We start from the raw sequence: 25,415 nt of genomic DNA on the forward strand, positions 1-25,415 counted from the left end.
TCTTATGGACCAGCCTGCCGCCGCTGAAATAGTCAATTTGCACAAGACCTTTAAAACAGGTCTTGGCAAGCCCGTGGTGCATGCCGTGCGGGGGATAGACATGAATATCCGGCAGGGGGAGGTGTATGGCCTCATTGGCCCGAACGGCTCCGGCAAGTCCACTCTGATGAAGGCCCTGCTGGGGCTGGTGAGGCCTACGGAAGGTTCCTGCTCCATTTTCGGCAGGTCCAGCCTGGCTCCGGACAGCAAGGAGGAAGTGGGCTTTCTTCCGGAAAACCCCTACTTTTACAAATTCCTGACGGGAGCGGAAACTGTTTCCTTTTACGGCAAATTGTGCGGCCTGAGCGGAAAACCTCTGAAAGAGAAAGTCCGGGAACTGCTGGAGCTGGTGGGATTAGCCGATGCGGCGGACAGGCGGCTGGGCGGCTATTCCAAAGGGATGCTCCAGCGCATCGGCATGGCGCAGGCGCTGGTCCAGTCCCCCCGCCTGCTGGTTCTGGACGAACCGACCGCCGGAGTGGATCCCCTGGGGTCGCGAGATATCCGGAATATTATCGACAACCTGAAAGGGCGGGGAATGACCGTATTCCTGTGCTCCCACCTGCTGGAACAGGTGCAGGAGGTTTGCGACCGGGTGGGCGTCATCTTTAAAGGGCTGCTCATTGCGGAAGGGACTGTGAATGAGCTGACGCGGGATTCCGACAAGCAGGAAATACTTCTGGAGCATGCTTCCCCGGAACTGATGGAACGGCTGAAGGATATGGTGAAGGAAGACGGCCGTGCCTCATGGCTGGAGGACGGGCATCCGCGCAACTCCCTGGAAAGCGTATTTCTAAAAAGTTTGTTGGAATGGAAGGAAAAGCATCCCAATCCGGAACCGTAAGCGGTCCGGCGGCCGCTAAACGGGAAGTGCGCCGCATGATACGTGAAAGGGTGGGCAGATTGGATGCCGCCGCCCGGGAGGCCATGTCCCGTTCCATCTGCCGCCGCGTGGCGGCGCTGGTGCGGGAAAGGAATTTCCGGCGCGTGGCTGTTTTTGCCGCCAGGCCGGGGGAGGTGGATTTGCTTTCCCTGCTGGATTTGCTTCCGGACCGGGAATGGTACTTCCCGCTGGTGCATGAAGGGAGAAAGCTGAGTTTTCACCGTGTATGCCATCACGGGGAATTGGTGGCGGGCAGCTGGGGCATACGCGAACCCGGTCCGGACTGCCCGGAACTGCATGCGGGGGAAATGGATTTGATCGTGCTGCCGGGGGCCGCGTTTACCGGAGACGGCAAGCGGCTGGGGTATGGCGGCGGATTTTATGATACGCTGCTGGCCGGCCCGGCTGCTGGGGTGCCGCTGGCGGGAGTCTGTTTCCCCTGCCAGCTTCTGGACGACCTGCCCATGGAAGCCCATGACAGGCGTGTGGATATGGTGATTACGCCAGAAGGGGAGTGACCTCTCCCGAGAAAGGAAAAGAGGCTAGATGCGGAAACGGTGTTTCTGCACAGTCAGTTTATAGAACAGGTCGTAGCGGGCGTTAAGCAGGGGCTGGAGATATTCCACCCCTCCGGCTACCTGGCCGCGGATGTCCGCATACAGTTTCCGGTAGTCGGAAAGTCCGCTGATCATGGCTTCATACAGGGGAGTGCGCAATCCGCATTCCACGGCAATGTGCATTTCAGCCGCTGCGGCCACAATCTGGCGGGACAGTCGGAATTGCATCCAGGCCAGCCCCAGGTTGCCGCCCACCCAGATGACCAGGGCTGCGCCCACGCAGGCGAACCCTGCTGCATGCTCTCCGAAACAGCCCAGCAGGGCTCCCAGAATTACCAGAAGGAGCATCAGCTTGATTTCCGTTCTCATCACGTCCTCCTGGTCCAGAAACAGCTTGCTGAGGCACGGCTTGATGCCGAAGTCCTTCAGGGGCATGTAAATGGAACGCCCCAGCCTTTCCTTGTACACTTCCAGATCCGTCTGGAGCTTTGCGGCCGGAAAATCTCCTATGTCGCAGTCCCACTGTTCTTTCACGCGTGGGCGCACATGGTTCCAGTGCGTCTGGCAGATGTTCAGGAATTCCTTGTTGTAATACGCGTGCCGTTCCTCAATGCCGGATTTGACCAGCTCATAAAACCATTCGTCAATGACGGGAGGAAGCTTGTGCAGGATCATCGTGCGCCGGATGGAGAGGAAACGCCCCATCTGGCGTGCCGACTTTTTCCCCAGGCGCGGCACGCAGTCCTGCACGTATTGCGCGTATGCCTTGAGGCGGGCCGGCATTTCATCCTCCATCTGGAGCTGGATGCGGTCGATTTCCCGGTCAATGGACGTCAGGAAGCCGGAATCCATCTTGGAAAGGCGGCTCAGTTCATCGAGCACCTTCCCCTGTTCCGCCAGAAGGCTGTCCGTAGCCAGCAGGAGGCGTTCCACGCGTTTGTCCGTCAGCGGGCTGCGTTTCAGCACTTCCTGAACGCATGCCGTCAGGGCTTCCACTCCTTCCCCTGCGTGCTCTCCGGCGGTCGTGACGGGGTACAGGGGCAGCTGCACTCCCAGGCGTTCCCGGGAGGTGGCGCGAAGTTCCTCTTTCAAGGATTGGAGCTGCTCAAAGGAGAGCAGCTCCGCATGAGTGATGACGAGAACCATGCGGGAATGAAGCCGTTCCTCCAGCGTCCGGAGATAGTCCCACAGGGCGGAATGGCTGCCGCCGCTGGCGGAAATAACCACGAGGATGGCATCCGATTTGGGAACGATGTGCTTCAGCTTTCTGGGGGCATCCTCCTGTTCCAGGCCGATGGTGTCCCAGAACTCCAGGTTGAGCAGGGCGTCCGACGGGTAAAAAAGGTCCAGAACCCATTCATGGGTATGGGGAGCGGGATGAGGCCTGTACTGCCAGCGAACCAGCGTGGCTTCACTGGACACGCGGGAACAGAACCGTTCCCCGGCCAGGGCGTCCAGCGTAGAGGATTTGCCGGACCCTGTCATGCCGATGACGGTGACATTCTGCGGAGAGCAGCATTCGGCCAGGGCTTCTTCCACCTTTTCCTGGGAACCGAAATGACGGTCGGGGCCAATGCGGGCGGAGAACGCCGCGGCGGCATCCGCTACGTCCCGCACCGCATGCGGAATCACGTTTTTTCCTCCTGTCAGCATGGGGTGATGAAATCAGGTCTCCGTCCGGGCTGTTCCGGTTTTGCGGAACAAACCTACACGCCGCTTTTCCTTCTGTCCAACTAAAATCACGAAGCGGGAGCGTATGAGCGGCCGCCGAAAATGGCCGTCCCTACGCGGACGAGCGTGGCTCCTTCCTCGATTGCCGTTTCAAAGTCATGGCTCATGCCCATGGACAGTTCCGTCAGTGCGGCTCCCCCTCTGCCGGACAGCGCTTCCTTCAGATCCCGGAGACGGCGGAAATAGGGCCGCGCCTCCTCCGGATTTTCCACCGGGGGAGGAATGCACATAAGACCGGCGATTTCAAGGTGATTCAGAGCGGACAGCTCCGGCCATTCCCTTTCCAGGGTTTCCGGGGAGAATCCGAATTTGCTGTCTTCATCCCCGACATTCACTTCCAGTAAAATGCGGGGCCGTTTTCCCGTTTCCTGGGCCACGGTATCTATGAACCGGGCCAGGCGCAGGGAGTCCACGGCATGGATCAGCGTGAAATATTCCAGGGCCTTGCGCACCTTGTTGCGCTGGAGGGGGCCAATGAGATGCCATTCCGTATCCGGAGGAAGGGAGGGGATTTTTCCCAGTCCCTCCTGGACCTTGTTTTCGCCGAAAATGCGCTGGCCCGCATCATGGCATGCTTTCACATCCTCTGCGGGAAAAGTTTTACTGACGGCGACGAGGCGGACGGAACCTGCCGGGCGTCCGGCGCGGAGTTCCGCTGCGCGTATGCGGGAGAGAATATGTTCCAGATTTTGTTGAATGCTCATGATGGGTGGTTCAGTTCAGGGATGGCTGCGCGGGCGCGTGGCTCATGATATGGTGCAGGGGCGAAAGCCGCCGCATGGCCATGGCCCAGACCTTGGAAGAATCCGTTTCCAGACAGATGTCCGGCACCATGGGGGAAACATACCAGGCGCGGTCATTCAGTTCCCGGCGCAGCTGGGGCGGCGTCCACCCGCTATGGCCTACGTAGGCGCGCAGGATGGCGCGGGGATCTTCCAGGTATTCCAGGGCCTGTTCCTCTTGCAGATGAAACTGGACGCGCAGTTTATCCTCCGTGCGGATGAAAGCGGCGAAGATGAGCTGGTTGCGTTCTACGGGCCCTCCCTTGAAGATAGGCACAGTGTAAAGGGATTCCGGGATTTCCGTATGGCGGGCTACGTCCCCCACATTCATGCCGGCCGGATGATTCAAAATATGGCCGATGACAAATTCCTTCTCCGCCCTGCTCAGGAAGATGACGGAATGATGGAATCCGGCGCCATCCAGGTAGGGTGCGGCAATCAGAAGGTGTCCCGCCAGGTTTTCATTGCTGATATCTTCATGTTCCATCATGGCCATAAATCTACGTTACCAAATGTGACGGAGGCAGGCAACCATGCGTTCAAACGGCCATGTCAGGAGGCGGCGAAAACGAAATACCGGAAAAACAGGCGGGAAGATGAGTTTTTACCCGAGTGTATAGCGGGTCCCCCTGGCGGAACGGACGGCAACCCTGGAATTTCCGGTCGTCTTGCGGGAGGCCGCCCTCCTGGAGGAAACGGATTTCCTTCCGGCTGATGCCGTCTGCCTGCGGGAAAGGGCGACGGCGGGGGGACGGGAAGCCCTGCGGCGGTGGGAAATGACGGAGGCCGTATTGGCGTTCTCCATGCGGTCTGGAGCGGAAGCCATGACCAGCAGGGAAGAATCCTGCATTTTTTCCGCCTGGGCCAGAGCTTTCAGGGAGGCGTCAATGGAACAGCGTTCAATCACGACCGGGTCTCCGGTCCGGAGCAGGTTGAAGGCTTCATACACGTCATTGCTCTTCATCCGGACGCAGCCGTAGGAGGCGGGAGTGCCGATGGTGCGTTCCTCCGCCGTACCGTGAATATAAATCAGGCGCGAGTGAGCGTTCCGGTTACGGGGTTCCAGACCTTCCAGCCACATGATGCGCGTGACGATGGGGTCCCGGCCCGGAGAATTGGGCGCGACGCATTCCCCGGTGGGCTTGCGGCTTTTAAACACCATGCCCTTGGGCTGCCCGCTGCCGATTTTGGAAGCGATGCGATGGGCGCCCAGCGGAGTGCGGCAGCTTCCCTTTTTGTCTCCCAGGCCGAATTTGGAAGTGCTGACAGGGTAGGTTTTCACTACCCGGCCATGACGCATGACGGCCATTTTCTGGTCCCTGACGCTGACGACCGCGCCGTCTTTCACGATGGCGGTGGGCTCATAATCCGGACGGGAACAGGATGCCAGCACTCCGAACACAGCGAAAGCTGCGCCGGCGAGTTGAATCAGGCGTGCTGCTTGCGAGAGAGGCGCAGGCATGGGAAAGGCGTCAGTTCTTGGCTTTGGCAGTTTGCTTGGCGGGCAGCAGGTTGGAAATCATGCGGCCCAGGGAACAGAATCCTGTGTAATAGAAACCCAGGAAAGGAATCATCAGGATGGGGGAAAGGTAATGGCCCTGGCGGATCATGATGATGATCAGGTTCAGGAAGAAAGTTCCGCAGGCGATTTCCAGAACGGGGATGACGACGGATTTAATGGCCCGGTATCCGTTGCGTTTGAGCTGGGAGACGTGCCGGCGGTCTTCCTTCCGGTCCACGCCGTATTTGGGCGTGCGGACGAAGGCGGACTGATGGCCGAAGATGGCTTCCAGAACAGCCTTGGCGTTGTTGACCGCCATGCCCACGCTCAGCGTGAGAAGGAGGGGGAGGTACGGCAGTTCCTTCCACCAGGATTTGGGACGCACCACGATTTGGGCGCTCATGTAAAAGATGCAGACGGCCACGCTGGTCATGAAGAACAGGGCCACATTCACAAACCACATGAAGACCGTTTCATTTTCCGGAATGCGCTGCGTGCAGATGGGGTACACCAGGAAGCAGAGCAGTGCCAGGAGCAGGTAGGAATAATTGCAGGTGAGGTGGGTGGTGGCTTCTACCTTGGCTTTAAGGGGAGCATTGGAGCGCCAGATGTCCAGCAGGATTTTCTGGCAGACCTGAATGGAACCCTTGGTCCACCGGTGCTGCTGGGACTTGAACCCGTCCATGTCCACGGGAAGTTCCGCCGGGGTAACGACGTCGTTCAGGTAGATGAAGCGCCAGCCCTTGAGCTGGACACGGTAGGAAAGGTCCATGTCTTCCGTCAGGGTGTCATGGGACCAGCCGCCCGCGTCGCCGATTACGCATTTGCGCCATATGCCCGCAGTGCCGTTGAAGGTGAAGAATCGGCCGGAACGGTTGCGGGCCGTCTGTTCCATGGCAAAATGGCCGTCCAGGTACATCCCCTGGATGCGGGTGAGGAGATTGTATTCACGGTTGATGTGGCCCCAGCGGGTTTGAACGAGGCCCACGTTTTCATCCGTGAAGAAATGGATGGTTTTTTGCAGGAGATCCGGTTCCGGAACGAAGTCTGCGTCCAGAATCAGCAGGAATTCCCCCTTCGCTGTTTTGGTGGCCGCTTCCAGCGCGCCTGCCTTGAAGCCGGTGCGGTCCGTGCGGTGGATGCAGACGGCGTCAAAGCCGCGGGACTTTAATTCCTCCACCTTGCGGCAGCATTGTTCCGTGGTGTCGTCTGTGGAATCGTCCAGAATCTGGATTTCCAGCCTGTCCTGCGGATAATCCAGAGCGGCTACGGATTCCAGGAGGCGGTCCACGACGAACTTCTCATTGAACATGGGGAGCTGGACCGTCACGACGGGCAGTTCCTGGAAGCGCGCTTTGGGCTGGGGCTTATTATTGCGGTTTTTCCAGTACAGGTAAACGATGCTCAGGCGGTGGAAGCCATACCCCGCCAGGCCGACGAGGACCAGAAGATAACACAAAAGCCAGATAAAATTGTAATTTAAAGACATGAAGGGGGCACAAAGGGGGGGGGTATCTTTTTGCGTCAGGGCAGGGGGATTTCCTTGACGTGACGCCCGTATAGGACACCATAGGGCGAGAGTCAAGACATATTCCGTTTTGCTTAACCTTTTCGAGTGTTGTTATGAAGAGATTGTATCTGCTGGCCGCAGCTGTATCCGTCACGGGGGGAATGGCGTTTTCCGCTCCAAAAGAAGAGGCCCCGGAGAAGGAGGCGGCAGTACTGGATGCGCAAACGCCACCGTCCGGCAAGCAGGACCAGCCGACCGTTCCGGAACGCCTGCTGGACGACTCCCACATGAATGAGGAGCTGGGCATCAACGAATTTACCGCGCCGTCCATCCGCAAGATTTTTGAAGATTTGGAGGGGCTCCCTGAAATACCGGAAAAGGTGGCCCTGCGCGCACGTCCGGAGCGGCCTCCCATGGACCGCTGTTCCCTGGCTCTTCAGCTGGGCGGCATGATGGCGGACGGCTTCGTAATCGTGCAGTGCGGCAAGATGAACGAGGTGAAACCCATTGCCCTGGATCTTTCCAGCTATGCAAAGGCCATTGGAGCCGGAGAAAGGGTGAACCGCCACGCCGCCAGCCTGCTGAAAAATGCGGAAGACGGGGATTTGAGCAGTTTCAAAAACAACCTGGCCCTTATTCAATCCGATGTGGAGCAGGAGCTTGCCTCCCTGCGGGATTCCGATATGGCGAACCTGATCGGCCTGGGGGGGTGGATACGCGCCCTGGATGCCGCTACCGCGGCTCTGGATAACAAATTTGCGGAGGACAAGGCGAAGGTCATCTTCCAGCCGGATGTCCCGGAATATTTTCACTATATTCTGGACGGGGTAGAGCCGGAAATGAAAGAACGCCGCGACATCGCCAAAATCATGAACCTTCTGACGATTTTGCAGGAGCAGATGACGCTGGCTCCGGACGCCAGGCCCGCCAAGGCGGGCGTGGAAGCCATCCGCAAAACGACGCTGGAGTTGATCAAGGCGGCTCTGGCCCCTGTGGAATCATAATTCCTCTCCAGAGGCATGCCGCATATGGTTCTTCCCCTTTTAACCAGTCTGGAAGTGCGTCTTACTCCGCGCGGCCTGTACCTGCGGGATGAAAAACTGAAACGGATGGTCCGGGATGATGGCCGCGTTCCCGTGCCTTACAACGTAAGCATCTTCAATACGGGGGACGGCGCCGTGCGTATCATCGGCAAAAAGTGGACCGTCCGTTCACATGGAGACGGAACGCAGATAATTGAAGGGGACGAACTGTTCGGTTCACGACCCCTGTTGTGCCAGGGGCAGATTTTTGCGTTCAACGGCCTTCAGATGCTGCGGCTGCCGGCGCGCATCCAGCTGACCCTTCTTGTCCGGGACGAGGCGGGAATCCTCTATCATACGGATCCCGTCAGCCTTAAATGGTGAAATAAAAAGCCCTGCAAATATTTATGCAGGGCTTTTTTCCGGATAAGGGATAGGGGAAGAACCTGAGGATAAAAGCTATAAGTCCATAGAATTATTCCTTAATCATTTTTCCCTTCAATCATTGCTTTTCCAGGTTAACCTTCTTCATCATCCCCGTGGTTGAGGATGAAGTTCAGGTCGTCAATGCCCAGGCTGGAGGTAAAGCCTTCATCTCCCAGCACGTTGGCGACGAGCTGGTTCTTCTGATGCTGGAGAATGCGGATTTTTTCTTCCACGGAATCCTTCGTCAGGAGGCGGTAGGCAATCACCTTGTTTTTCTGGCCGATGCGGTGCGTACGGTCGATGGCCTGGCTTTCTACGGCCGGGTTCCACCACGGGTCATACAGGACGACATAGGAGGCGGAAGTAAGGTTGAGGCCGGCGCCGCCGGCTTTCAGGGAAAGCAGGAAGACGGAGGGATCCTTGGTCGTCTGGAATTTTTCAATTTCTCCGCGGCGGTCCTTGGTCTGGCCGGTGAGGTAGTTAAGCGGCCTGTTTTCCGCTTCCAGCCTGTTCTTGATGATTTCCAGCATGGAGACGAACTGGGAGAAGACGAGCACCTTGTGTCCTTCTTCCCGGAGCTGGTCCAGCAGATAGAAGAGGGCCGTCATTTTGGCGCTGTCTTCCTTGGCGTATTTGGGATCCACCAGGCCGGGGTGGCAACAGATCTGGCGCAGGCGCATCAGGCCCTGCAAAATGGCGAAGCTGTTCTTTTTGACGGATTCATCCGAATCCAGGCCGAGCAGGGCCTGCTGAATGCGGCGGAGTTCCGCCTTGTACAACTGGCTCTGGATGCCTTCCATTTTGGCGTATACTTCTTCTTCCGTCCTGGGAGGCAGGTCTTTTGCCACCTGGGATTTGGTGCGGCGCAGCAGGAAGGGTTTCAGGCGCGCGGCCAGGCGGTTCTGGCTTTGCGGGTCCTTGCGCTTGTCAAAGCGCTTCTTGAAGTAGGAGCGGGAACCGAGGACGCCGGGCATGGAGAAGGCCATGAGGGACCACATGTCCAGCAGGCGGTTTTCAATGGGGGTGCCGGAAAGAACGAGACGGTTGTAGGAAACGATTTCCCGCGCCGCCTTGGCTGCCTTGGAATCCGGGTTTTTGATCTGCTGGCCTTCGTCCAGAATGACCGTAAGCCATTTGATCTGGTTCAGGGTTTCCCCGCAGACGCGGAGCTGGGCGTAGTTGACCACGACCATGTCGTAGTTCTTCTTGATGTCTTCCAGATTGGCCTGGTCCTTGCTGCGGATGACGAGGACGCGCACGCCTGGCGCAAATTTTTCCGTTTCTCCCGCCCAGACGTCCAGCACGGATTTGGGGCAAACGATAAGAACCGGAGGAATGACGGCTTTTTTCTTGGATTTGTTTTTGCGGGCGAATTCTTCACGCAGCCAGAGGACGTAAGTGATGGACTGGATTGTTTTACCCAGGCCCATGTCGTCCGCCAGAATGCCGCCGAACCCGTTCGTGGCAAGGTAAGCCAGGAAGTGGAACCCTTCCACCTGATACGGGCGCAGGGTGGCCTGGAGCTGGGAGGGAACGTCCGGCTTGACGTCGATCTGGATTTCCGCGGTACGGTCTTTGATGCGTTTCCATGCCTTCGGGTCGAATACTTCCGCGGCTTTCGGGTCCGCCAGCTGCATGGCATGCATGCGGTGGGTTTCTCCGGAAAGATCGAAGGGATCCAGGCCCAGGCGGGTAACGGCGTCGCGCTGGTCGTTGTCCAGCTTAATTTCCAGGCGCATCCATCCTCCGTCGTCCATGCGGACGTAACCGCCTCTGGCGGCGACCAGGGCGCGGATTTGTTCCTTGGAGAGCTGGACGCCTTCCACATCAATGACGATGCGCAGGTCAAACCAGTCGATTTCCTGGTTGACTACTTCAAACCGCACGGCGGCGGCCACCGGATCCGCCAGCAGCGTCTTGAGCTTGTCGTCCATATTGACGGTCAGCTCTTCCGGAAGCTGCTTGGCCCATTCCGCGAATTTTTCGGGGAACTGGCGGGTGACGCGGGCCTTGAACGCGCCCACCTGGGGATCGTAGGAAAAGCCCATTTCTTCCAGCAGGCCGGGAATGGGATAAAGGTGCTCCCGGATGAAACGCAGCAGAACTTTGTTCTTCATGGGCTCCTGATGGGATACGTCCCAGCCGTCCTTGCCGAGTTTTTCCGTGCGGTAGCCGGAAGCGTCCCTGGCGCTTACTTCGCAGAGCACGTGTTCCGTTTCCGCGGAGGTGAGGCCGCGGACGATTTTCATGTCAAAGGTGCCGCGCAGGTCAATGTCCACCACGCGGTCTTCCATGCTGGGGGGCAGGGAAGCGCCTATTTTGCGGAGGAATTCCACCCCTTCAAGGCTGTCGATGACCTGCTTGGGAATGGAGTAGCGGGGTTCCACTTCCGTGCTTTCCAGCCAGCGGGGAGGGCCGGGGAAAACGGTTTCGTCAGACTGGTACAGTTCCTGCTGGCCCGGAAGCTGCCGGACGGAGTGGGAGACGTTGATGCCGGTGGACGTAGCGAGCTGAAGAGCGTAGCAGTCCGGTTCAATGGGATCGTCCTGGCAAATCCATTTGAGCGGTTCGTCCACCACTTTGAAATAGTTTTCATCAAGGTTCACCAGGTAGCCTTTCAGGGCGGGCTGGTGGAAAAGTTTGTTCATCAGGGCGCATGCGGCTTCCTGGTCCAGGTCCAGCGTCAGGGCGTCTTCCGCACGGGCGTAGTCGGACAGGGAGACGAGCAGGATTTCCGTCTGGGCGTCCATGCGTACGGCGGCCCGTTCATGCAGATTTTCCAGATGTTCCAGATCCTGTTTTTCCCGGACGGGAATCCAGTCCTGCTTCAGGGAATGGCGGTATTCGAAATGCCCCTCGTTAATAGTGGAAACAAGCCTCATGAACAGTTCTCCGCGGGGTTGCTGCGGGGGGCGTTCATTCACGGATTGGATGCGGTCGTACCAGGTGCCGACTTCACGGGAGCGCTCCCACTCATGAATCTTGCGCTGTACCTTTTCCAGATCCGTAATGGAGTCCATGAATTCCGGATAGGGCAGGCGTTTCTTGTTGAAAGCGTAAGCAATGTAATTCCAGAATTCGAGGATGTTCGTGGGAGGCACGGGCCACAACTCCAGCGGGTCATAGCTGACGATTTCCCATCGGGGATTCAGGCGCACCATATCATGGTCGTGAATCTCCTGTTCAATGGCGAAACGGCGGTAGCGCTTCTCCAGTTTGCTGACGTAGTCCGCTTCCTTGTCGTCCAGTTCGCGGCCCAGTTTCTCTTCCAGAATATCCAGAAGGGGAACATCATTCAGTTCGTTCGGGGACTCCGGAAGATCCTGGCCGCGGTACATGCGCTCCAGCATGGCGGCATACATGGCCGCTCCGGCGAGGTCCTCGTCTTCCGTGGAGCATGCTCCGAACCACCTGTTGCCCTGAAGGCGCAGATTTACGCGGTGCACGCCGTATGCGTCTTCCACGCGGCCCTGAATATATAAATGATTGCCGAAAATTTGCGTGACTGCGCCATCTTTCTGAAGTTTCTCTCCCCGCAGCCGGATTTCTTCCGGAAAGGCATTGAGAAAGTTCAGAGTAGCCCTGTCCGGGTTAAGTGCCATGCTCATAATATCAAACTGTCATATAAAAATTGGAAACAAGCGTACCCAGTCAGGGGACGCCACAGGTCTATGCACTTTACTATGGCACAAAAAGCGGATTAGAGCAACTATTCTCTGAAAATAATTCCGGAGGTTGTTTGTGGTGAAGTGTTTATTATTGGATGACAAATTGTTATGTTTATGTGAAGAAGGTCGATTTTGGAAGAAAACGAACATATTTTATCATCTTGGAAAGAAAAGATGTCAGTCTTGCGTAACATGATTCTTGACAGGTACGTCGTAAAAGCGTCTTTTATGCCTGAAATTTTATGTCCTCTGCATCACTTCTACAGTTACTGGCGACTCAAGCCCGCTTGAGCGATGGCGAATTGGCCGAACGTCTTGACATGACTGAAGAAGCCGTGCGGGCCCAGCGGGAGCAGTGGGAGCAGGAAGGCGTTATCCTCGGATACCAGGCTGTAGTGAATGAGGAATATGAACACGACAGCAAGGTGGCTGCTTTCATTGAAGTGAAAATGACGCCTGAACGCGACGGCGGTTTTGACCGCCTGGCGATGCGCATCTCACGGTTTGACGAAGTGTCCTCCTGTTATCTGGCAAGCGGAGGTTTTGACCTGCTGGTGCTGGTGGAAGGAAAAAGCATGCGGGAGATTGCCCGGTTTGTGGCGGAAAAACTTTCTACGCAGGAAGGGGTGTTGTCCACTTCCACACACTTTCATCTGAAAACCTACAAGAAAAAACGGTTGTGTGTTCGAAGATCCCGTGCAGACCGAACGCCTGGCCGTCGCTCCGTAATCCTCTGCCGTTACGAAAGGAATCATTATGAACTGGCAGAATAAAATAGCGGAGCAGGTAAGCTCCATACCCCGTTCCGGCATCCGGGAATTCTTTGACCTGGTTACGGGGCGGACGGATATTATTTCCCTGGGCGTAGGGGAGCCGGACTTCGTGACGCCGTGGAACATACGGGAAGCGGCTATTTACTCCCTGGAAAAGGGTCATACCTCCTATACATCCAATTACGGGTTGGAATCCCTGCGCCGTTCCATCGTCAAATACGTGGACGGATTTTTCCACGTCAACTACGATCCCCTGCGGGAAGTGCTGGTGACCGTAGGCGTAAGCGAGGCCATAGATCTCGCTCTCCGTGCCATTCTGAATCCGGGGGACGAGGTTCTTTACCACGAACCCTGTTATGTTTCCTATGCTCCCAGCGTCAATATGGCCTACGGCGTGGCTACCGCCGTTCCTACGAGCAAGAGGGATCTTTTCGCCCTTAACCCGGAGGTGTTGGAAGCGGCCATTACTCCGCGGACCAAAGTGCTGATGCTCAACTTCCCGACTAATCCTACCGGAGCGGTGGCCCCGGTGGAAACCCTTCAGGAAATTGCCCGCATCTGCATCAAGCACGATCTCATGGTGCTGACGGATGAAATTTACAGCGAACTGCGTTATGACGGCAAGCCGCATGTTTCCATAGCTTCTCTGCCGGGGATGAAGGAACGCACGCTTCTGCTGCACGGCTTCTCCAAGGCATTCGCCATGACGGGGTTCCGCCTGGGTTATGCCTGCGGTCCGGAGCCGCTCATTTCCGCCATGATGAAAATTCATCAGTATTCCATGCTCTGCGCCCCCATTACTTCCCAGGAGGCGGCCATTGAAGCGTTGGAAAACGGGACATCCGCCATGTTGAAAATGCGGGAAAGCTACCGACAGCGCCGGGATTATCTGGTGAAGCGCCTTAATGAGATCGGCATGGACTGCCACCTGCCTGGCGGTGCGTTCTATGTCTTCCCGGACATTTCCAAATTTGGCTTGACCAGCAAGGAGTTTGCCACCCGGCTGCTGATGGAGAAGCAGGTGGCCGCCGTGCCGGGGACCGCCTTCGGCGCGAGCGGAGAAGGCTTCCTGCGCTGTTGTTATGCGACCGCCTTTGACCAGATCAAGGAGGCCTGCAACCGCATGGAGCATTTTGTGAAAACTCTTTCCTGACCCGGCAGTATTCATGAACTCCGTGACGGAGGCGCTGAAAACAAAGGCGTATGTGGCGCCGTTTGCAGTATTCATGGGCTTTACCCTGGTATGGCAGTTTGGCGCCCCGTTTCTGGAATGGGACCACCCGGCTGCACCCTGGTGGAGAAGGGCGCCGGAACAATGGCTGTACCCCGTTCAGGCGATCGTTTGTTTTGCCCTGGTTTTCCGGTGGAAAAAAGCCATTGATTGGGATTGGCGGTGGAAGCCCGCTGCCTGGGGAATTCTGTTCGGCGTGCTGGGTATCCTGTGCTGGCTGGCCCCGACCATGATAGCGGACCGCCTGCCCGGAGGCGCGGACGCCTGGTTTGGTCATCCCTCCTGGCCCTGGTACCGGTATCTGCTGGGAATTGACGCGCGTCCGGAGGGGTTTGATCCGGGCATCGTCTTCCTTACGGATTCCTGGAGCTGGCTGGCGGCCCTGGTGCTGCGTTTCTTCCGTGCCGTGGTTGTGGTGGCTCTGGTGGAGGAACTTTTCTGGCGCGGCTATCTGATGCGTTTGATGGTGAATCCGGACCATCCTTGGAAGGTGCCATTCGGCGCTCATAGCTGGAAGGCATACTGGGTGACTACCCTCTGTTTCATGGCGGTGCACCAGCCCGTGGACTACTGCGGCGCGTTCGTTTACGGTTCCCTGGCATATCTGCTTGCCGTCTGGCGGAAAAATCTGTGCGCCGTGATCGTGATGCATGCGGCGGCGAATGCGCTGCTGGGCTGGGCCGCTCTGGCATGGGGCAAATACGGATTATGGTGAATCCGGCGTTTACAGGGAGGAATTTCTTGAGTACATAAAAGCCGATGACTCCAGAGGAAGCCATAGAAATTTTGTGGGACTACCATCACGTGAAGCAGGTGCTGCATCCGGCGGAACTCATTTTCATTCTTGGCAGCAATGACATAAGGGTGGCGGAATATGCGGCGGAACTTTATGCCCGGAAGCTGGCTCCCCTGTTGCTCTTTTCCGGCGGGATGGGGCGTTTTACGGGGGAATGGGCTGTACCGGAAGCGGAACTTTTCGCAGAGGCGGCCATGAAGAAGGGCGTGCCGGGGGATTGCATCCTCATTGAAAACAAATCCACCAACACGGGAGAAAATGTCCGCTTTTCCCGCGCTGTCCTGGAAAAAGCCGGCATTCCGGAACCATCCAGCCTCATTGCCCTGCAAAAGCCCTATATGGAACGGCGAACGCTGGCTACGCTCCAGGCCCAGTGGCCGGAAGCGCGGGTGGCGGTCAGCTCCCCTCCCTTCACGTTCAGGGAATACCTGACCGGGGAACTGCCGCAGGAGCTGGTAGTCTCCGCCATGGTGGGGGACTTTCAAAGGATACTGGAATATCCTAAACAGGGATTTTCCACGGAACAGCCTGTGACTCCGGAGGCGATGGCGGCATTCCGCACGCTGGTGGAAGCGGGTTATGGCTCCCAGCTGCTCAAGGGGGTTCCCCTCCCCTGGAATTCTTGAGAAGACACGCTTTTTGCTTTCACTGAACGCTGATTGCGGGCATCAATACAACCCGCATAGCCAACCCAATTATATAACTCATCATGGCAGACAGAACCAACACAGACCCCGCCCGAATGGAAAAAATCGTGAGCCTCTGTAAAAGGAGGGGATTCATCTTCCAGTCAGCTGAAATTTACGGCGGTCTGAACGGTTGCTGGGACTATGGTCCCATGGGGGTGGAACTCAAGCGCAATCTGAAGGAATACTGGTGGCGTAAAAATGTGCAGGAACGCGAGGATGTGGTCGGCATGGACGGTTCTATCCTGACGCATAACTCCGTACTGGTGGCTTCCGGTCATGTGGGCGGATTTTCCGACCCGATGTGCGATTGCCTGTTGACCAAGGAGCGTCTGCGTGCGGACCAGGTTCCGGCCCAGAGCGGCATGGGGTTTTTCTATACCGGAGCCGCCAAAAAAGACGGTTCCTGGAATATTGAAAAGAAGTACTCCGTTCTGGTGGAATCTGAAAAACAGGCGGACAAGGCCCGTAAGACCGCGGCTCAATACTATGCCCAGCTGGCCGGCAAGGATGTCTCTTACAAGGACATGGAACTGAAGGGCGAGTGCATGGAAACCGTAACGGATTCCACCATGTACAACCCTGCCAACGGTTCCCTGCTGACGGAAGCCCGTGAGTTCAATCTCATGTTCAAGACAACCATTGGAGCTACCTCTGATGAAAACGATCCCAACGCTACGGGCTGGCTGCGCCCGGAAACGGCCCAGTCCATTTTCTGCCAGTATAAAAACATTCTGGACAGCTCCCGCGTCAAACTGCCTTTCGGGATCGCCCAGATCGGCAAATCTTTCCGCAACGAAATCAACCCGAGAAACTTCACTTTCCGTTCCCGCGAATTCGAACAAATGGAAATTGAATATTTCTGCCGGCCGGAAGACGGGCTGCGCCTGGTGGATGAATGGCTGGAACACCGCCTCTGCTTCTATGACGAGGTGGGGGTCCCGCGCGAACACATTCATATTTTGGATGTGCCGGACGGCGAACGCGCGTTCTACTCCAAGAAAACCTATGACCTGGAGTATGAATTCCCCTTCGGCATCCAGGAACTGGAAGGCATCGCCTACCGGACGGATTATGACCTGAGCTGCCATCAGAAAGGTTCCGGCCGTCCGCTGGAATACTTTGATGAAGAGACGCGGGAGAAATTCATTCCCCATGTGGTGGAGCCTTCGGCCGGTTGTGACCGCACCATTCTGGCCATCATCTGCGAAGCTTACGATGAAGAGGAACTGGTGGACGACAAAGGTAAAAAAGATGTCCGCACGGTGCTCCGCTTCGTGCCCCGCATGGCCCCGATCAAGGCGGCCATCTTCCCTCTGCTTAAGAAAAACGGGGAACAGGTGCGTATTGCCCGGGAAATTGAAAAGACGCTTCAGCCGTGGATGTCCGTCTTTTATGATGAAACGGGAGCCGTCGGCCGCCGTTACCGCCGCCAGGATGAAGTGGGTACTCCTTTCTGCATTACGGTGGATTTTGAAACGCTCGGAGAAAACGATGCTTCTCTCAAGGGGACGGTGACCATTCGCCACCGCGACTCCATGAAACAGGAACGTGTTGCAATTAACGACCTGCTGCATTGGCTGATTGCCCGCGTGCGTTAATGTTTTTTTCAGCGGTTTGAGGCCGGAAAATGCCTTCAGAGCCGTCCCGTTTACAGCGGGACGGCTTTTTATTTCCCAAATAGCAGCGGAGAAAGGGGGCTTGGATGGCCAATATCGAAAGTGATTTTTCCGGAAGAAGGCCCATTGTTCCGGAATCAGTATGACAGGAGGCTGGCGCATTTTTTGATGCGGGTATGCCCGGCGGGAAATGGGTGCTTTTTACACGTTCGCGAAAAGCATATTGAATGAAATTTTAATGAGAGTTATTGACGGCCTGCCAGCAGAAAAGGAAGATGACGGACGAGGCGGTTCGGAAAAAACGTCCTGATTTTTGAGCTTTTTTTCTCATCTGCTGTCAAAGGTTTATACGGCATGGAATGATGCAATCAGGTAGAAAGAAGATATTAATGATGGAACATTCAGTAATTTTTCCGGACCATCGGAAGGTTTGCGCCCTGGGACAGGGAACCTGGAAAATGGGAAAATCAGCGTTGAGGGAAACCGATGAGATAGATGCTTTGCGCGTCGGCATTGAGCTGGGCATGAGCGTAGTGGATACGGCAGAGATGTATGGCAACGAGGAAATGGTGGGAGCGGCAATCCGCGGATTGCGTGACCGTGTGTTCCTGGTTACCAAGGTGCTGCCCGGCAACGCCAGCAGGACTGGAACCAAAGCGGCCTGCGAACGGAGCCTGAACAGGCTGAAGACGGACTATGTGGATTTGTTTCTGCTTCACTGGGGCGGTCCCCATCCCATTGAAGATACGGTTGCCTCCATGGTTGAGCTGCAGCAGGAGGGTAAGATAAAGGCCTGGGGCGTGAGCAATATGGACGTTCCGGAAATGGAGCGGTTTTATGCCGTCCCGGGGGGAGCCTCCTGCGCCGCCAACCAGATTCTTTATAATCTGGCCCATCGCGGCGTGGAGTACGATTTGCTGCCGTGGTGCCGGGAGCGTCACCTTCCCGTGATGGCCTATTCGCCTGCGGATGAAGGGCGGCTTTCCCGCAATCCGGTGCTGATGGGAATTGCGCAGAAGCATGAGGCCACCCCGGTGCAGATTGCCCTGGCCTGGATTCTGCGCCGCCCCGGAATGATTGCGATCCCCAAGGCCGGCTCCGTCACGCATGTGCAGGAGAATTACCGGAGCTTGTCCATTGAGCTGACTGCGGAAGATGTGGATTTGCTGGATGAGGCTTTTCCGCCCCCGGTCAGCAAGGTGCATCTGGATTCCTGGTAAACCGTGACGCCGTCCGACAGTCGGAGTGAAACGGGACGCGCGGATTTTCCTGACGCATCAGAATGGTTTTAAGCCCTTCATCTGTACCGGGATGAAAGGGTGTCTGCGGATAATTTCCATATACGCATGCCTTGATGATCCTTGTGGGTACGATATGAGGGAGGCATTGGCTTTGCCGTTCGTAAGGCCGGGGAATCCGCTGACGCATATCCGGAAGGGGGACCGGATATTTTTATTTGAAAAGAAGAATGTGCTGTTTTCCCGTTCCAGCTTCTTCAGCAGGAAAGAAGGCTGAATGCGGCTGTGAGAAAGCCGCCCTTCCGGGGGAATACGGCATTCCCGGAGAGGCGGCTCCAGAAAAGGGGCGGGAAGATCAAAAGCGTTACAGCGGCTGCGCGGCCGTCCTGGGTATCCAGACAGGCGTATTCTGGAAGGTGCTGGCGTAGTACCAGGAGCCGCGTTCCGCGCGCAGGATGAGCGGGGTGGATTCCGGCAGGGTGATGAGCGCCGGGCTGTTCATGTCCGCCGCATGTCTGCCGGGCGTTTTTTGGGTAACGACCAGCAACCGGTTCGCCGGAATGGATTCCGGGGTTTCCGGGTACATGATGTAGTTCATGACAGCCGCTACGGTGACCAGTCCGCTCAGGGTGGCCAGAATGGTCAGCAGCGCCCCGTGTTTGCGGGTAACGGTCAGCAGGGCCAGGAAGGTAAGCATGACGGCCCCGGACAGGATGGCGATGGGGCCGAGCGTATCATGGCTGATGTAAGTGAGCCACTGGTTTTCCGTGGTATTGGCGGGCAGGATGGCTCCCTCCTTGCGTTCGATGAATTGCAGGTTGTATTCAGCTTCCGTGAAGTATGGGGAGAGTTCCAGGGCGCGGCGGTAATTGAGGGCAGCCAGCCCGGGCTTGTTCATGCGGTAATAGGAATTGCCGATGCCGAAGCAGGCGTAGGCTCGTTCTGACCTGGAAAGCTCCGTATTGCCGCTTTCCTTGCTGAAGTAGTCGATGGCTTTGGCGTATTCTCCCTGTTCATAGGCTTTTACGCCCAGGTTTTCCGTTTCCGACGCGTTTCCGGCTGTTCCGGCCAGAGACAGGGCCAATACGGCGGCCACCATGAGAACGGGAAGCTTGGCGATGGCTTTTTTAATAGCCTGGAGCATGCGCTGGCGTTCCGCGTGCGGCAGTTCGTCCGAGGATTCCGAAGGCTTGAATGCCTTGTCGTCCCGGAGTTGAAGGATATCTTTCATTTGTTCATTCTGCTTGGAAGGAGGAATATAGGATTCAATAAAGTTGCCGGCGGAGCGCAGGAATTCCGTGGAGCTTGCCTGGCGCGGAGCGGAGGCGAGCCTGCGGAAGGCTCTCATGCGTTCCCTGGCCGTGAAGCTTTCCTTCCGGATTTTCCGGATGTAGCGGATCAGAGCCATTCCCAGCAGGACGACGGCGGGGATGTAGGCCAGGAAATACCATCCCCAGTGAGCCGGAGCGGTAAGGGCGTTCATAACGGCGGCGGGCATGATTCCGTAAATATCCGTCATTTCCGCTACCGGAATGGCGCCAGCCGGGGGGGGCGTGGCGGGAGCGGCGCCTCCGGCCGCCGTTCCTGTGATGACCGAGGCCTTCCATTCCAGGGGAATGGGGGCAGTCGTTACGGTTTTGTACTGCTGCGTGCTGGGGTCAAAAAAAGTGAGTTCAAAGGGTGGGATGGCATCCGTCTGGGCGACCGGGCGCATCATTTGCTGAAATTCCACGGTTCCCTGGATGGAGCGCGTATTCTGGCCCGGGTCCAGCTTGTTGGGAGGGTAGAGCTTCCAGTTGGAGGCGTCCGTGAGGGCCGGGCAGGCGATGCTGTGGATGTTGCCTGTTCCTGTTACCCTGATTTTCACGGTAATGGGTTCATTGGCGCTGAGATCCCGCGCATCCGTGGTGGAGGAGATGCGGAAATTCCCTACGGCATTGGTGAAGGAAGCGGGAGCTCCCTGTGGAAGTTCCTGGGCCGTGATTTTTACTTCTGGAATAGCCATTTCCACCAGCACTTCCGAACGGATGAAGTTGGCGATGAGAGGATCCGCCTCCGGCAGGGCGGCGCGGGCCGTGACAGCGCCGGATGCCGTTACTTCCCCGGCGCGCAGCGGGAACAGGGTGCTCTGGAAGGTCATGACATTCCAGTTGACGCCTTTATAAAGTACGGAGCCGCGAGGCTGGCCGCGGAGCAGTTCCACCAGCGTGGGTTCAAAGCGCCAGGTAGCCAGGTTGGAGGTGGTAATGGCGGGCGCCGTGTATTCCAGAATGTATTCCGGAGCATAAATTTTCAGTTCGCAGCGGTCCGGCTGGTGGACATAGGGCTTCTGGTTATCCACATGCCAAAGCATGCCATACGGAACTGCTGTGCCGTTCAGATTCAGCGTATTCCATTTGATGGCGCTGTACGGGTAGACAGCCAGCGTCTGGGGAAGCGTGGTATAGGTGCGGCCATTGTTGGCCTGCAGGGTCAGGGAAGGGATTTCCACGGTGCCCACTTCGTCCGGCGTCACTTCAATGGCCATCAGGAAGGCGGATTGGTTGGGGGCCCCCGGCCAGCGGATGTAGTTGCCCTGGCTGACCCAGCGCAGGCTAGCGCCCTTTACACGGGGAAGCGGATCCTGGCGGGCGATGCTGCCGTCCGTCAGGATGATGAAAAGACGGGTTTGTTCTCCCGGCACAACGGCGTCGGACAGCCAGGTGGTAACCACCTGCTGAGCCATCAGCGTGACAGTCATGCAGAAGAAAAGCGAAAGAATGGCGAGCAGTTTTTTCATTGTATTGCGGGATATGGTTAAAGGGGTGGCATCGCGGATGCGGGAGGAACGGGTTAATAATCCTTATCCGGAGGAATTTCCGGCGAACGCTGGGGAACGGGGCAGCCGGGTTCAATGTCCCTGCGTTCCATCAGGATGGCTCTTGCCTCCCGGCGTTCTTTTTCCTCCCTGCTTTCCTGTTGCGCGGCTACCGGAACGGGCTTGTCCCCTTCCGGCTGGGGCTGCGGTTTTTCCATGCCGGGCGTTTCAGGAAGCCTGTCTTTTTCCGGGGAGGAGGGAAGACGGGCGTTTTTCATTTCATTCTCGTCCTTCTTGCCTTCCTTGGTTTCGGCGTTATCCTTGTCTTGGTCCTTGTCTTGGTCCTTGTCTTGGTCCTTGTCTTGGTCCTTGTCTTGGTCCTTGTCTTGGTCCTTGTCTTGGTCCTTGTCTTGGTCCTTGTCTTGGTCCTTGTCTTGGTCCTTGTTCTGGTCCTTGTTCTGGTCCTTGTTCTGGTCCTTGTTCTGGTCCTTGTTCTGGTCCTTGTTCTGGTCCTTGTTCTGGTCCTTGTTCTGGTCCTTGTTCTGGTCCTTGTTCTGGTCCTTGTTCTGGTCCTTGTTCTGGTCCTTGTTCTGGTCCTTGTTCTGGTCCTTGTTCTGGTCCTTGTTCTGGTCCTTGTTCTGGTCCTTGTTCTGGTCCTTGTTCTGGTCCTTGTTCTGGTCCTTGTTCTGGTCCTTGTTCTGGTCCTTGTTCTGGTCCTTGTTCTGGTCCTTGTTCTGGTCCTTGTTCTGGTCCTTGTTCTGGTCCTTGTTCTGGTCCTTGTTCTGGTCCTTGTTCTGGTCCTTGTTCTGGTCCTTGTTCTGGTCCTTGTTCTGGTCCTTGTTCTGGTCCTTGTTCTGGTCCTTGTTCTGGTCCTTGTTCTGGTCCTGTTGTTTTTTCTTTTCTTCTTCCAATTTCTTCTTTAACTCTTCCAGTTGCCGGCGGTATTCGTCCAGGGATTGATCATAACGGAGCATTTCCTCTTTGTTGGATGCTGCTCCTTCATGGGAACCATAGGCGGAGAGCGCGTCGTCAAAGCGCTTGACGGCTTCCTTAACATGTTTTTTCGCAACGGGTATTTTTGCCAGCCGGGCATCAATTTCCTTAATCTGGTCGTCAATGGAAGAGGACTGGGCCTGCTGCTGTTCCCCTTCCGGCCTGGAGAAGGTCATGGTTTTGCGGGCCTGGGCGGCTTCCAGGTTGCCAAGGTTGAAGTGGGAATCCGCCTGGAGCGCGGGTTGGGGAGAAAGAAGCGCCTGGGAGAAAGCCTCCGCGGCTTCCTTGGGGTTATCAGCTTTTTGTGCCAGGCATCCTTTGGCGAATTCCAGGGCCTGGCGTGTTTCTTCCGCCAGGTCGGGAACAGCGAGCATTTCATCAATGGACTTGACGGCTTCTTCCGTTTTTCCCGTGCGGATCAAATCCGTAACATTGTCCAGGGCGTGCATGTCCGCCCGCGCTTCCGGTCCCAGCAGTCCGGCGCAGAACAATGCCGCAACAGTCAGAGCCGTCATACCGCGGCGCCCGGAACGGCGGAAGGAGCGCCAGCGTGTTCCCGCCAAAAGGGTGAGGATCAGGCAGATGAGGGCCGGAACGGCAAAGATGATGTAGCGGTCATTCGGCACGCGGCGCACTTCTTCCCTGCCTTCCGTGGCGTCCAGCCGGTCCGCGATGTCCTTGACGAAGCGGTTCAGCGCCGCTCCGTCGGAGAGTTGGACATACTGGCCTTCCGTTTGCCTGGCCAGGTATTGCAGGCTTTCCGGATTGAGCTTGGAGACGACGTGCTGGCCGCGACGGTCCCGGTACAGGCCGGAGGGGGATTGTTCATCCGGGATAGTGGTGCCGATGGTTGTGCCGATGCCCGCCGTCACGATGATAAGCTGGTGCTGCCGTGCGGCTTCCGCCGTCTTATAGGTGATGTTGACGGTGTCTTCTCCGTCGCTGAGGATGACGAGGGCGTTTTTGGCGTCCGCTTCCTTGTCCCGCTTGAAAGTTTGAAGGGCCAGGCGCACGACGTTTTCCAGGTTGGTGCCCCCTTGGGAAACCCAGCCGAATTGAAGTTGTTCAATGGTTTCTTTTAATGCGTTATGGTCATGGGTAAGGGGCATGAGCAGGACGGCGTCCCCGGAGAAGATGATGATGCCGAAGTTGTCCCCCGGCAGGGCGTCCAGCAGGTCGTAGGCGGCGGTTTTCGCTCTTCCCAGGCGGGTCGGGGAGGCATCCTTGCTGAGCATGGAGCGGGAGCAGTCAATCGCAATGAGGATGTTGCGCGATTTGGGAATTTCCTTTACCTCCGTGTAGCCGTCCACCGGACGCGCCATGGAGAGGATGGCGAAGATGGATGCCAGCACGGCAAAGATGACGGGGAGCACCCGGTGCCAGGTGGCCGGAGCGTGAACCAGTTCCCGCCGGTATTCCGGAGAGACGAGCACTTCCCATTTTCTGGAACGGCGGCGCCACAGCCACCAGGCCGCCGCCGCGAGCAGGGCAGGGAGAATGAGCGCGTACAGAACGTTGGGATAAAGGAAAGTCATGACGGATGAAGATCGTGTTACGGGGCGGGCGCCGGTTTAAGCACTTGCAGGGAGAGGCCCAGAAGCGTCAGCGCGGCTCCCGTTACAAGGAAGTACATGAAGTATTCTTCAATGTGGCGGACGGTTTGCACTTTGGCCTCGCTTTTCTCCAGCTTGCCGATGGAGGTGAACGCTTTATTGAAGGATGCCATGTTGGTGGCCCGGAAGTGTTCTCCGCCCGTGAGCTGGGCTATTTTCCGCAGGGTGGGTTCGTCAAATTCACTTTGCACCACCATGCCGTTCGCCAGGGTCCCTTCTTCCGTGCCCACGGCGATGGTATAAATTTTAATGCCCAGCTTGGCCGCGTTTTCCGCCGCTACCAGCGGGGATATCTGGCCGGAGTTGGAGGCGCCGTCCGTCACCAGGATGATGATTTTTGATTTGGTGTCCTTGCGGTCGTCCAGCCGGGTGGCCGCCGCCGCAATGGCGGAGCCGATGGCCGTGCCGTCCGCCTGGATCATGCGCGGATGGAAATCCCTGATGATGCTGTTGACCAGAGCGTGGTCCAGCGTGAGCGGACAGAAGGATTTGGTTTTCCCGGCGAATCCCACGATGCCGATGCGGTCGTCCGGACGGCTGTCAACGAATTGGGTGATGACATGTTTGGCGGCTACCAGCCGGTTGATGGGCATGCGGTTGAGAACCATGTCCGGCGTTTCCATGGAGTAGGAAAGGTCAAAGGCGATCATGATGTCGATGCCGTTGACTGTCCGAAAGGTTTTGTCTTCCACATGCTGGGGGCGCGCCAGGGCGATGGCGATGGCGGCAGCCGCCAGAACGAAGCAAAGGGCGCCTATTTTCCCAGCCAGGGATTGCGGCGCGCGCGCCAGGGAAGCGATGAAACGCACGGTAGGATAGGTGATGGAGCCTTCCGCCCCGCGCCTGCGGCGGAGGATGATGAGGCACAAGATGAGGGGTAGGGCATAGAGCCATTCAGGTTGTGCAAATTGGAAGTGTTCCGTCATGGTATGCTAGCGTTGGTTGAGGCGGGATGAAGATTTTTTGACGACAAGGTCCGTTTCTTCCTTCGTCCGGTGGGCGTCCGCCTCTATGTCATTGATGAGTTGGACTGTGGCATCCGCCAATTCGTTGACCATGGAATCATTTTCCGGGGTGTCCGGTTCATATTTGAGAGAAGCCATGCGGTCCAGCAAATCTCGCGTGGGGGCCTGTAGTTCGGAAGGCAGCGCGGTGAGCGCATCCGCCCGGCGGTTGAATTCCTGCTGGGTTTCATATAGCGCCGGGTCTTTGGTTTCTCCCACCAGGTATTTGCGGAGGATCAGGGAAAATTCCACGGCGGCCTGCCTGAGGGAGGGATGCGTGTTCCGGAGCGCCGAGATGTCCCGGATAGCGGTTTCCGCCGGGCTGAGCGGCGCGGCGGGGAGTCGTCCTTTCCTGCGAATGAGCACGATGACGGCGATGGCGACGGCCAGCAGGATGAAGGCCAATATGACCCAGATGCCCCACGCATCCCAAAAGCCCGCTTGAAAATAGGCGTCCGGGGATTGTGTTTCCATCAGGGAGGGAAACGCCGGCGGTTCCGGAATGGCCGAAGGGGGGGGCTGGATGGTGACGGGTGTCGGCATGGC

20 protein-coding genes are annotated in these 25,415 nt (G+C 57.2%); 10 read left to right on the top strand and 10 right to left on the bottom strand.

Translation table 11 applies throughout. The features are described 5' to 3' along the window. Positions 1–4: 4 nt before the first annotated feature. Positions 5–883 (top strand): ABC transporter ATP-binding protein, encoded by an 879-nt coding sequence (locus O4G22_RS09175; protein WP_300771470.1) that lies wholly within the window; start codon positions 5–7, stop codon positions 881–883. After that, on the top strand, positions 850–1,440 hold the full coding sequence (locus O4G22_RS09180) for a 5-formyltetrahydrofolate cyclo-ligase (RefSeq protein WP_306701617.1): 591 nt from the start codon (positions 850–852) through the stop codon (positions 1,438–1,440). Before O4G22_RS09175 ends, O4G22_RS09180 begins: the two co-directional genes overlap by 34 nt. Positions 1,441–1,464: 24 nt before the next feature. Here the strand turns inward: O4G22_RS09180 and O4G22_RS09185 are convergent, their stop codons facing one another. The 5 genes from O4G22_RS09185 to O4G22_RS09205 form a co-directional block, all read right to left on the bottom strand. After that, the gene (locus O4G22_RS09185; RefSeq protein WP_094136279.1) at positions 1,465–3,132 is read right to left on the bottom strand and encodes a GTPase family protein; all 1,668 of its coding nucleotides are present in this window, start codon (positions 3,130–3,132) and stop codon (positions 1,465–1,467) included. 86 nt (positions 3,133–3,218) lie between these two features. Beyond that, positions 3,219–3,914 carry a YggS family pyridoxal phosphate-dependent enzyme gene (locus tag O4G22_RS09190; protein ID WP_306701618.1) on the bottom strand — a complete coding sequence of 232 codons (696 nt, stop codon included), beginning with the start codon at positions 3,912–3,914 and terminating at the stop codon, positions 3,219–3,221. A 10-nt stretch (positions 3,915–3,924) separates the two neighbouring features. Further along, on the bottom strand, positions 3,925–4,482 hold the full coding sequence (locus O4G22_RS09195) for a YqgE/AlgH family protein (protein ID WP_290487780.1): 558 nt from the start codon (positions 4,480–4,482) through the stop codon (positions 3,925–3,927). A 114-nt stretch (positions 4,483–4,596) separates the two neighbouring features. Continuing rightward, positions 4,597–5,454: a L,D-transpeptidase gene (locus O4G22_RS09200; protein WP_306701619.1), complete on the bottom strand. Its 858-nt coding sequence runs from the start codon at positions 5,452–5,454 to the stop codon at positions 4,597–4,599. Positions 5,455–5,464: 10 nt separating this feature from the next. After that, positions 5,465–6,982: a cellulose synthase family protein gene (locus O4G22_RS09205; RefSeq protein WP_094136275.1), complete on the bottom strand. Its 1,518-nt coding sequence runs from the start codon at positions 6,980–6,982 to the stop codon at positions 5,465–5,467. A gap of 134 nt (positions 6,983–7,116) precedes the next feature. On the opposite strand from O4G22_RS09205, the gene O4G22_RS09210 reads away from it, so the two are divergent. After that, a complete protein-coding gene (locus tag O4G22_RS09210) occupies positions 7,117–8,007 on the top strand; it encodes a hypothetical protein (protein WP_146021556.1) in 891 nt (296 codons plus the stop codon). A gap of 15 nt (positions 8,008–8,022) precedes the next feature. Beyond that, positions 8,023–8,409 carry an ApaG domain gene (locus tag O4G22_RS09215; RefSeq protein ID WP_046435564.1) on the top strand — a complete coding sequence of 129 codons (387 nt, stop codon included), beginning with the start codon at positions 8,023–8,025 and terminating at the stop codon, positions 8,407–8,409. A gap of 134 nt (positions 8,410–8,543) precedes the next feature. On the opposite strand, the gene O4G22_RS09220 is transcribed toward O4G22_RS09215, so the two are convergent. After that, positions 8,544–12,059: a DEAD/DEAH box helicase gene (locus O4G22_RS09220; RefSeq protein WP_306701620.1), complete on the bottom strand. Its 3,516-nt coding sequence runs from the start codon at positions 12,057–12,059 to the stop codon at positions 8,544–8,546. 380 nt (positions 12,060–12,439) lie between these two features. Between O4G22_RS09220 and O4G22_RS09225 the strand changes: the two genes are divergently transcribed. From O4G22_RS09225 to O4G22_RS09250, 6 genes are all read left to right on the top strand, one after another. Next, entirely contained in the window at positions 12,440–12,892 is a 453-nt protein-coding gene (locus O4G22_RS09225; protein WP_306713870.1) for an Lrp/AsnC family transcriptional regulator, read from the top strand. Then, positions 12,876–14,045 (top strand): aminotransferase class I/II-fold pyridoxal phosphate-dependent enzyme, encoded by a 1,170-nt coding sequence (locus tag O4G22_RS09230; protein WP_290487796.1) that lies wholly within the window; start codon positions 12,876–12,878, stop codon positions 14,043–14,045. Before O4G22_RS09225 ends, O4G22_RS09230 begins: the two co-directional genes overlap by 17 nt. Before the next feature lie 13 nt (positions 14,046–14,058). Further along, positions 14,059–14,838, top strand: coding sequence for a CPBP family glutamic-type intramembrane protease (locus tag O4G22_RS09235; protein WP_295979299.1), 780 nt, complete (start codon positions 14,059–14,061; stop codon positions 14,836–14,838). Positions 14,839–14,882: 44 nt separating this feature from the next. Further along, the gene (locus O4G22_RS09240) at positions 14,883–15,545 is read left to right on the top strand and encodes a YdcF family protein (RefSeq protein ID WP_094136269.1); all 663 of its coding nucleotides are present in this window, start codon (positions 14,883–14,885) and stop codon (positions 15,543–15,545) included. An 83-nt stretch (positions 15,546–15,628) separates the two neighbouring features. Next, a complete protein-coding gene (locus tag O4G22_RS09245) occupies positions 15,629–17,206 on the top strand; it encodes a glycine--tRNA ligase (protein ID WP_290487802.1) in 1,578 nt (525 codons plus the stop codon). Positions 17,207–17,613: 407 nt separating this feature from the next. Next, positions 17,614–18,444: an aldo/keto reductase gene (locus O4G22_RS09250; RefSeq protein WP_306701621.1), complete on the top strand. Its 831-nt coding sequence runs from the start codon at positions 17,614–17,616 to the stop codon at positions 18,442–18,444. Positions 18,445–18,826: 382 nt separating this feature from the next. Here the strand turns inward: O4G22_RS09250 and O4G22_RS09255 are convergent, their stop codons facing one another. Genes O4G22_RS09255 through O4G22_RS09270 form a run of 4 tightly spaced genes read right to left on the bottom strand, consistent with a single transcriptional unit; the run spans position 18,827 to position 25,412 of the window. Further along, positions 18,827–21,241 carry a tetratricopeptide repeat protein gene (locus tag O4G22_RS09255; protein ID WP_306701622.1) on the bottom strand — a complete coding sequence of 805 codons (2,415 nt, stop codon included), beginning with the start codon at positions 21,239–21,241 and terminating at the stop codon, positions 18,827–18,829. A gap of 53 nt (positions 21,242–21,294) precedes the next feature. Next, a complete protein-coding gene (locus O4G22_RS09260; RefSeq protein ID WP_306713871.1) occupies positions 21,295–23,787 on the bottom strand; it encodes a vWA domain-containing protein in 2,493 nt (830 codons plus the stop codon). 17 nt (positions 23,788–23,804) lie between these two features. Continuing rightward, positions 23,805–24,791: a VWA domain-containing protein gene (locus O4G22_RS09265; RefSeq protein ID WP_094136262.1), complete on the bottom strand. Its 987-nt coding sequence runs from the start codon at positions 24,789–24,791 to the stop codon at positions 23,805–23,807. Between the two features lie 6 nt (positions 24,792–24,797). Further along, positions 24,798–25,412 carry a DUF4381 family protein gene (locus O4G22_RS09270; RefSeq protein ID WP_094136261.1) on the bottom strand — a complete coding sequence of 205 codons (615 nt, stop codon included), beginning with the start codon at positions 25,410–25,412 and terminating at the stop codon, positions 24,798–24,800. Between the last annotated feature and the right edge of the window lie 3 nt (positions 25,413–25,415).

Source organism: Akkermansia muciniphila (genome assembly GCF_030848305.1).
Taxonomy (GTDB): domain Bacteria; phylum Verrucomicrobiota; class Verrucomicrobiia; order Verrucomicrobiales; family Akkermansiaceae; genus Akkermansia; species Akkermansia muciniphila_A.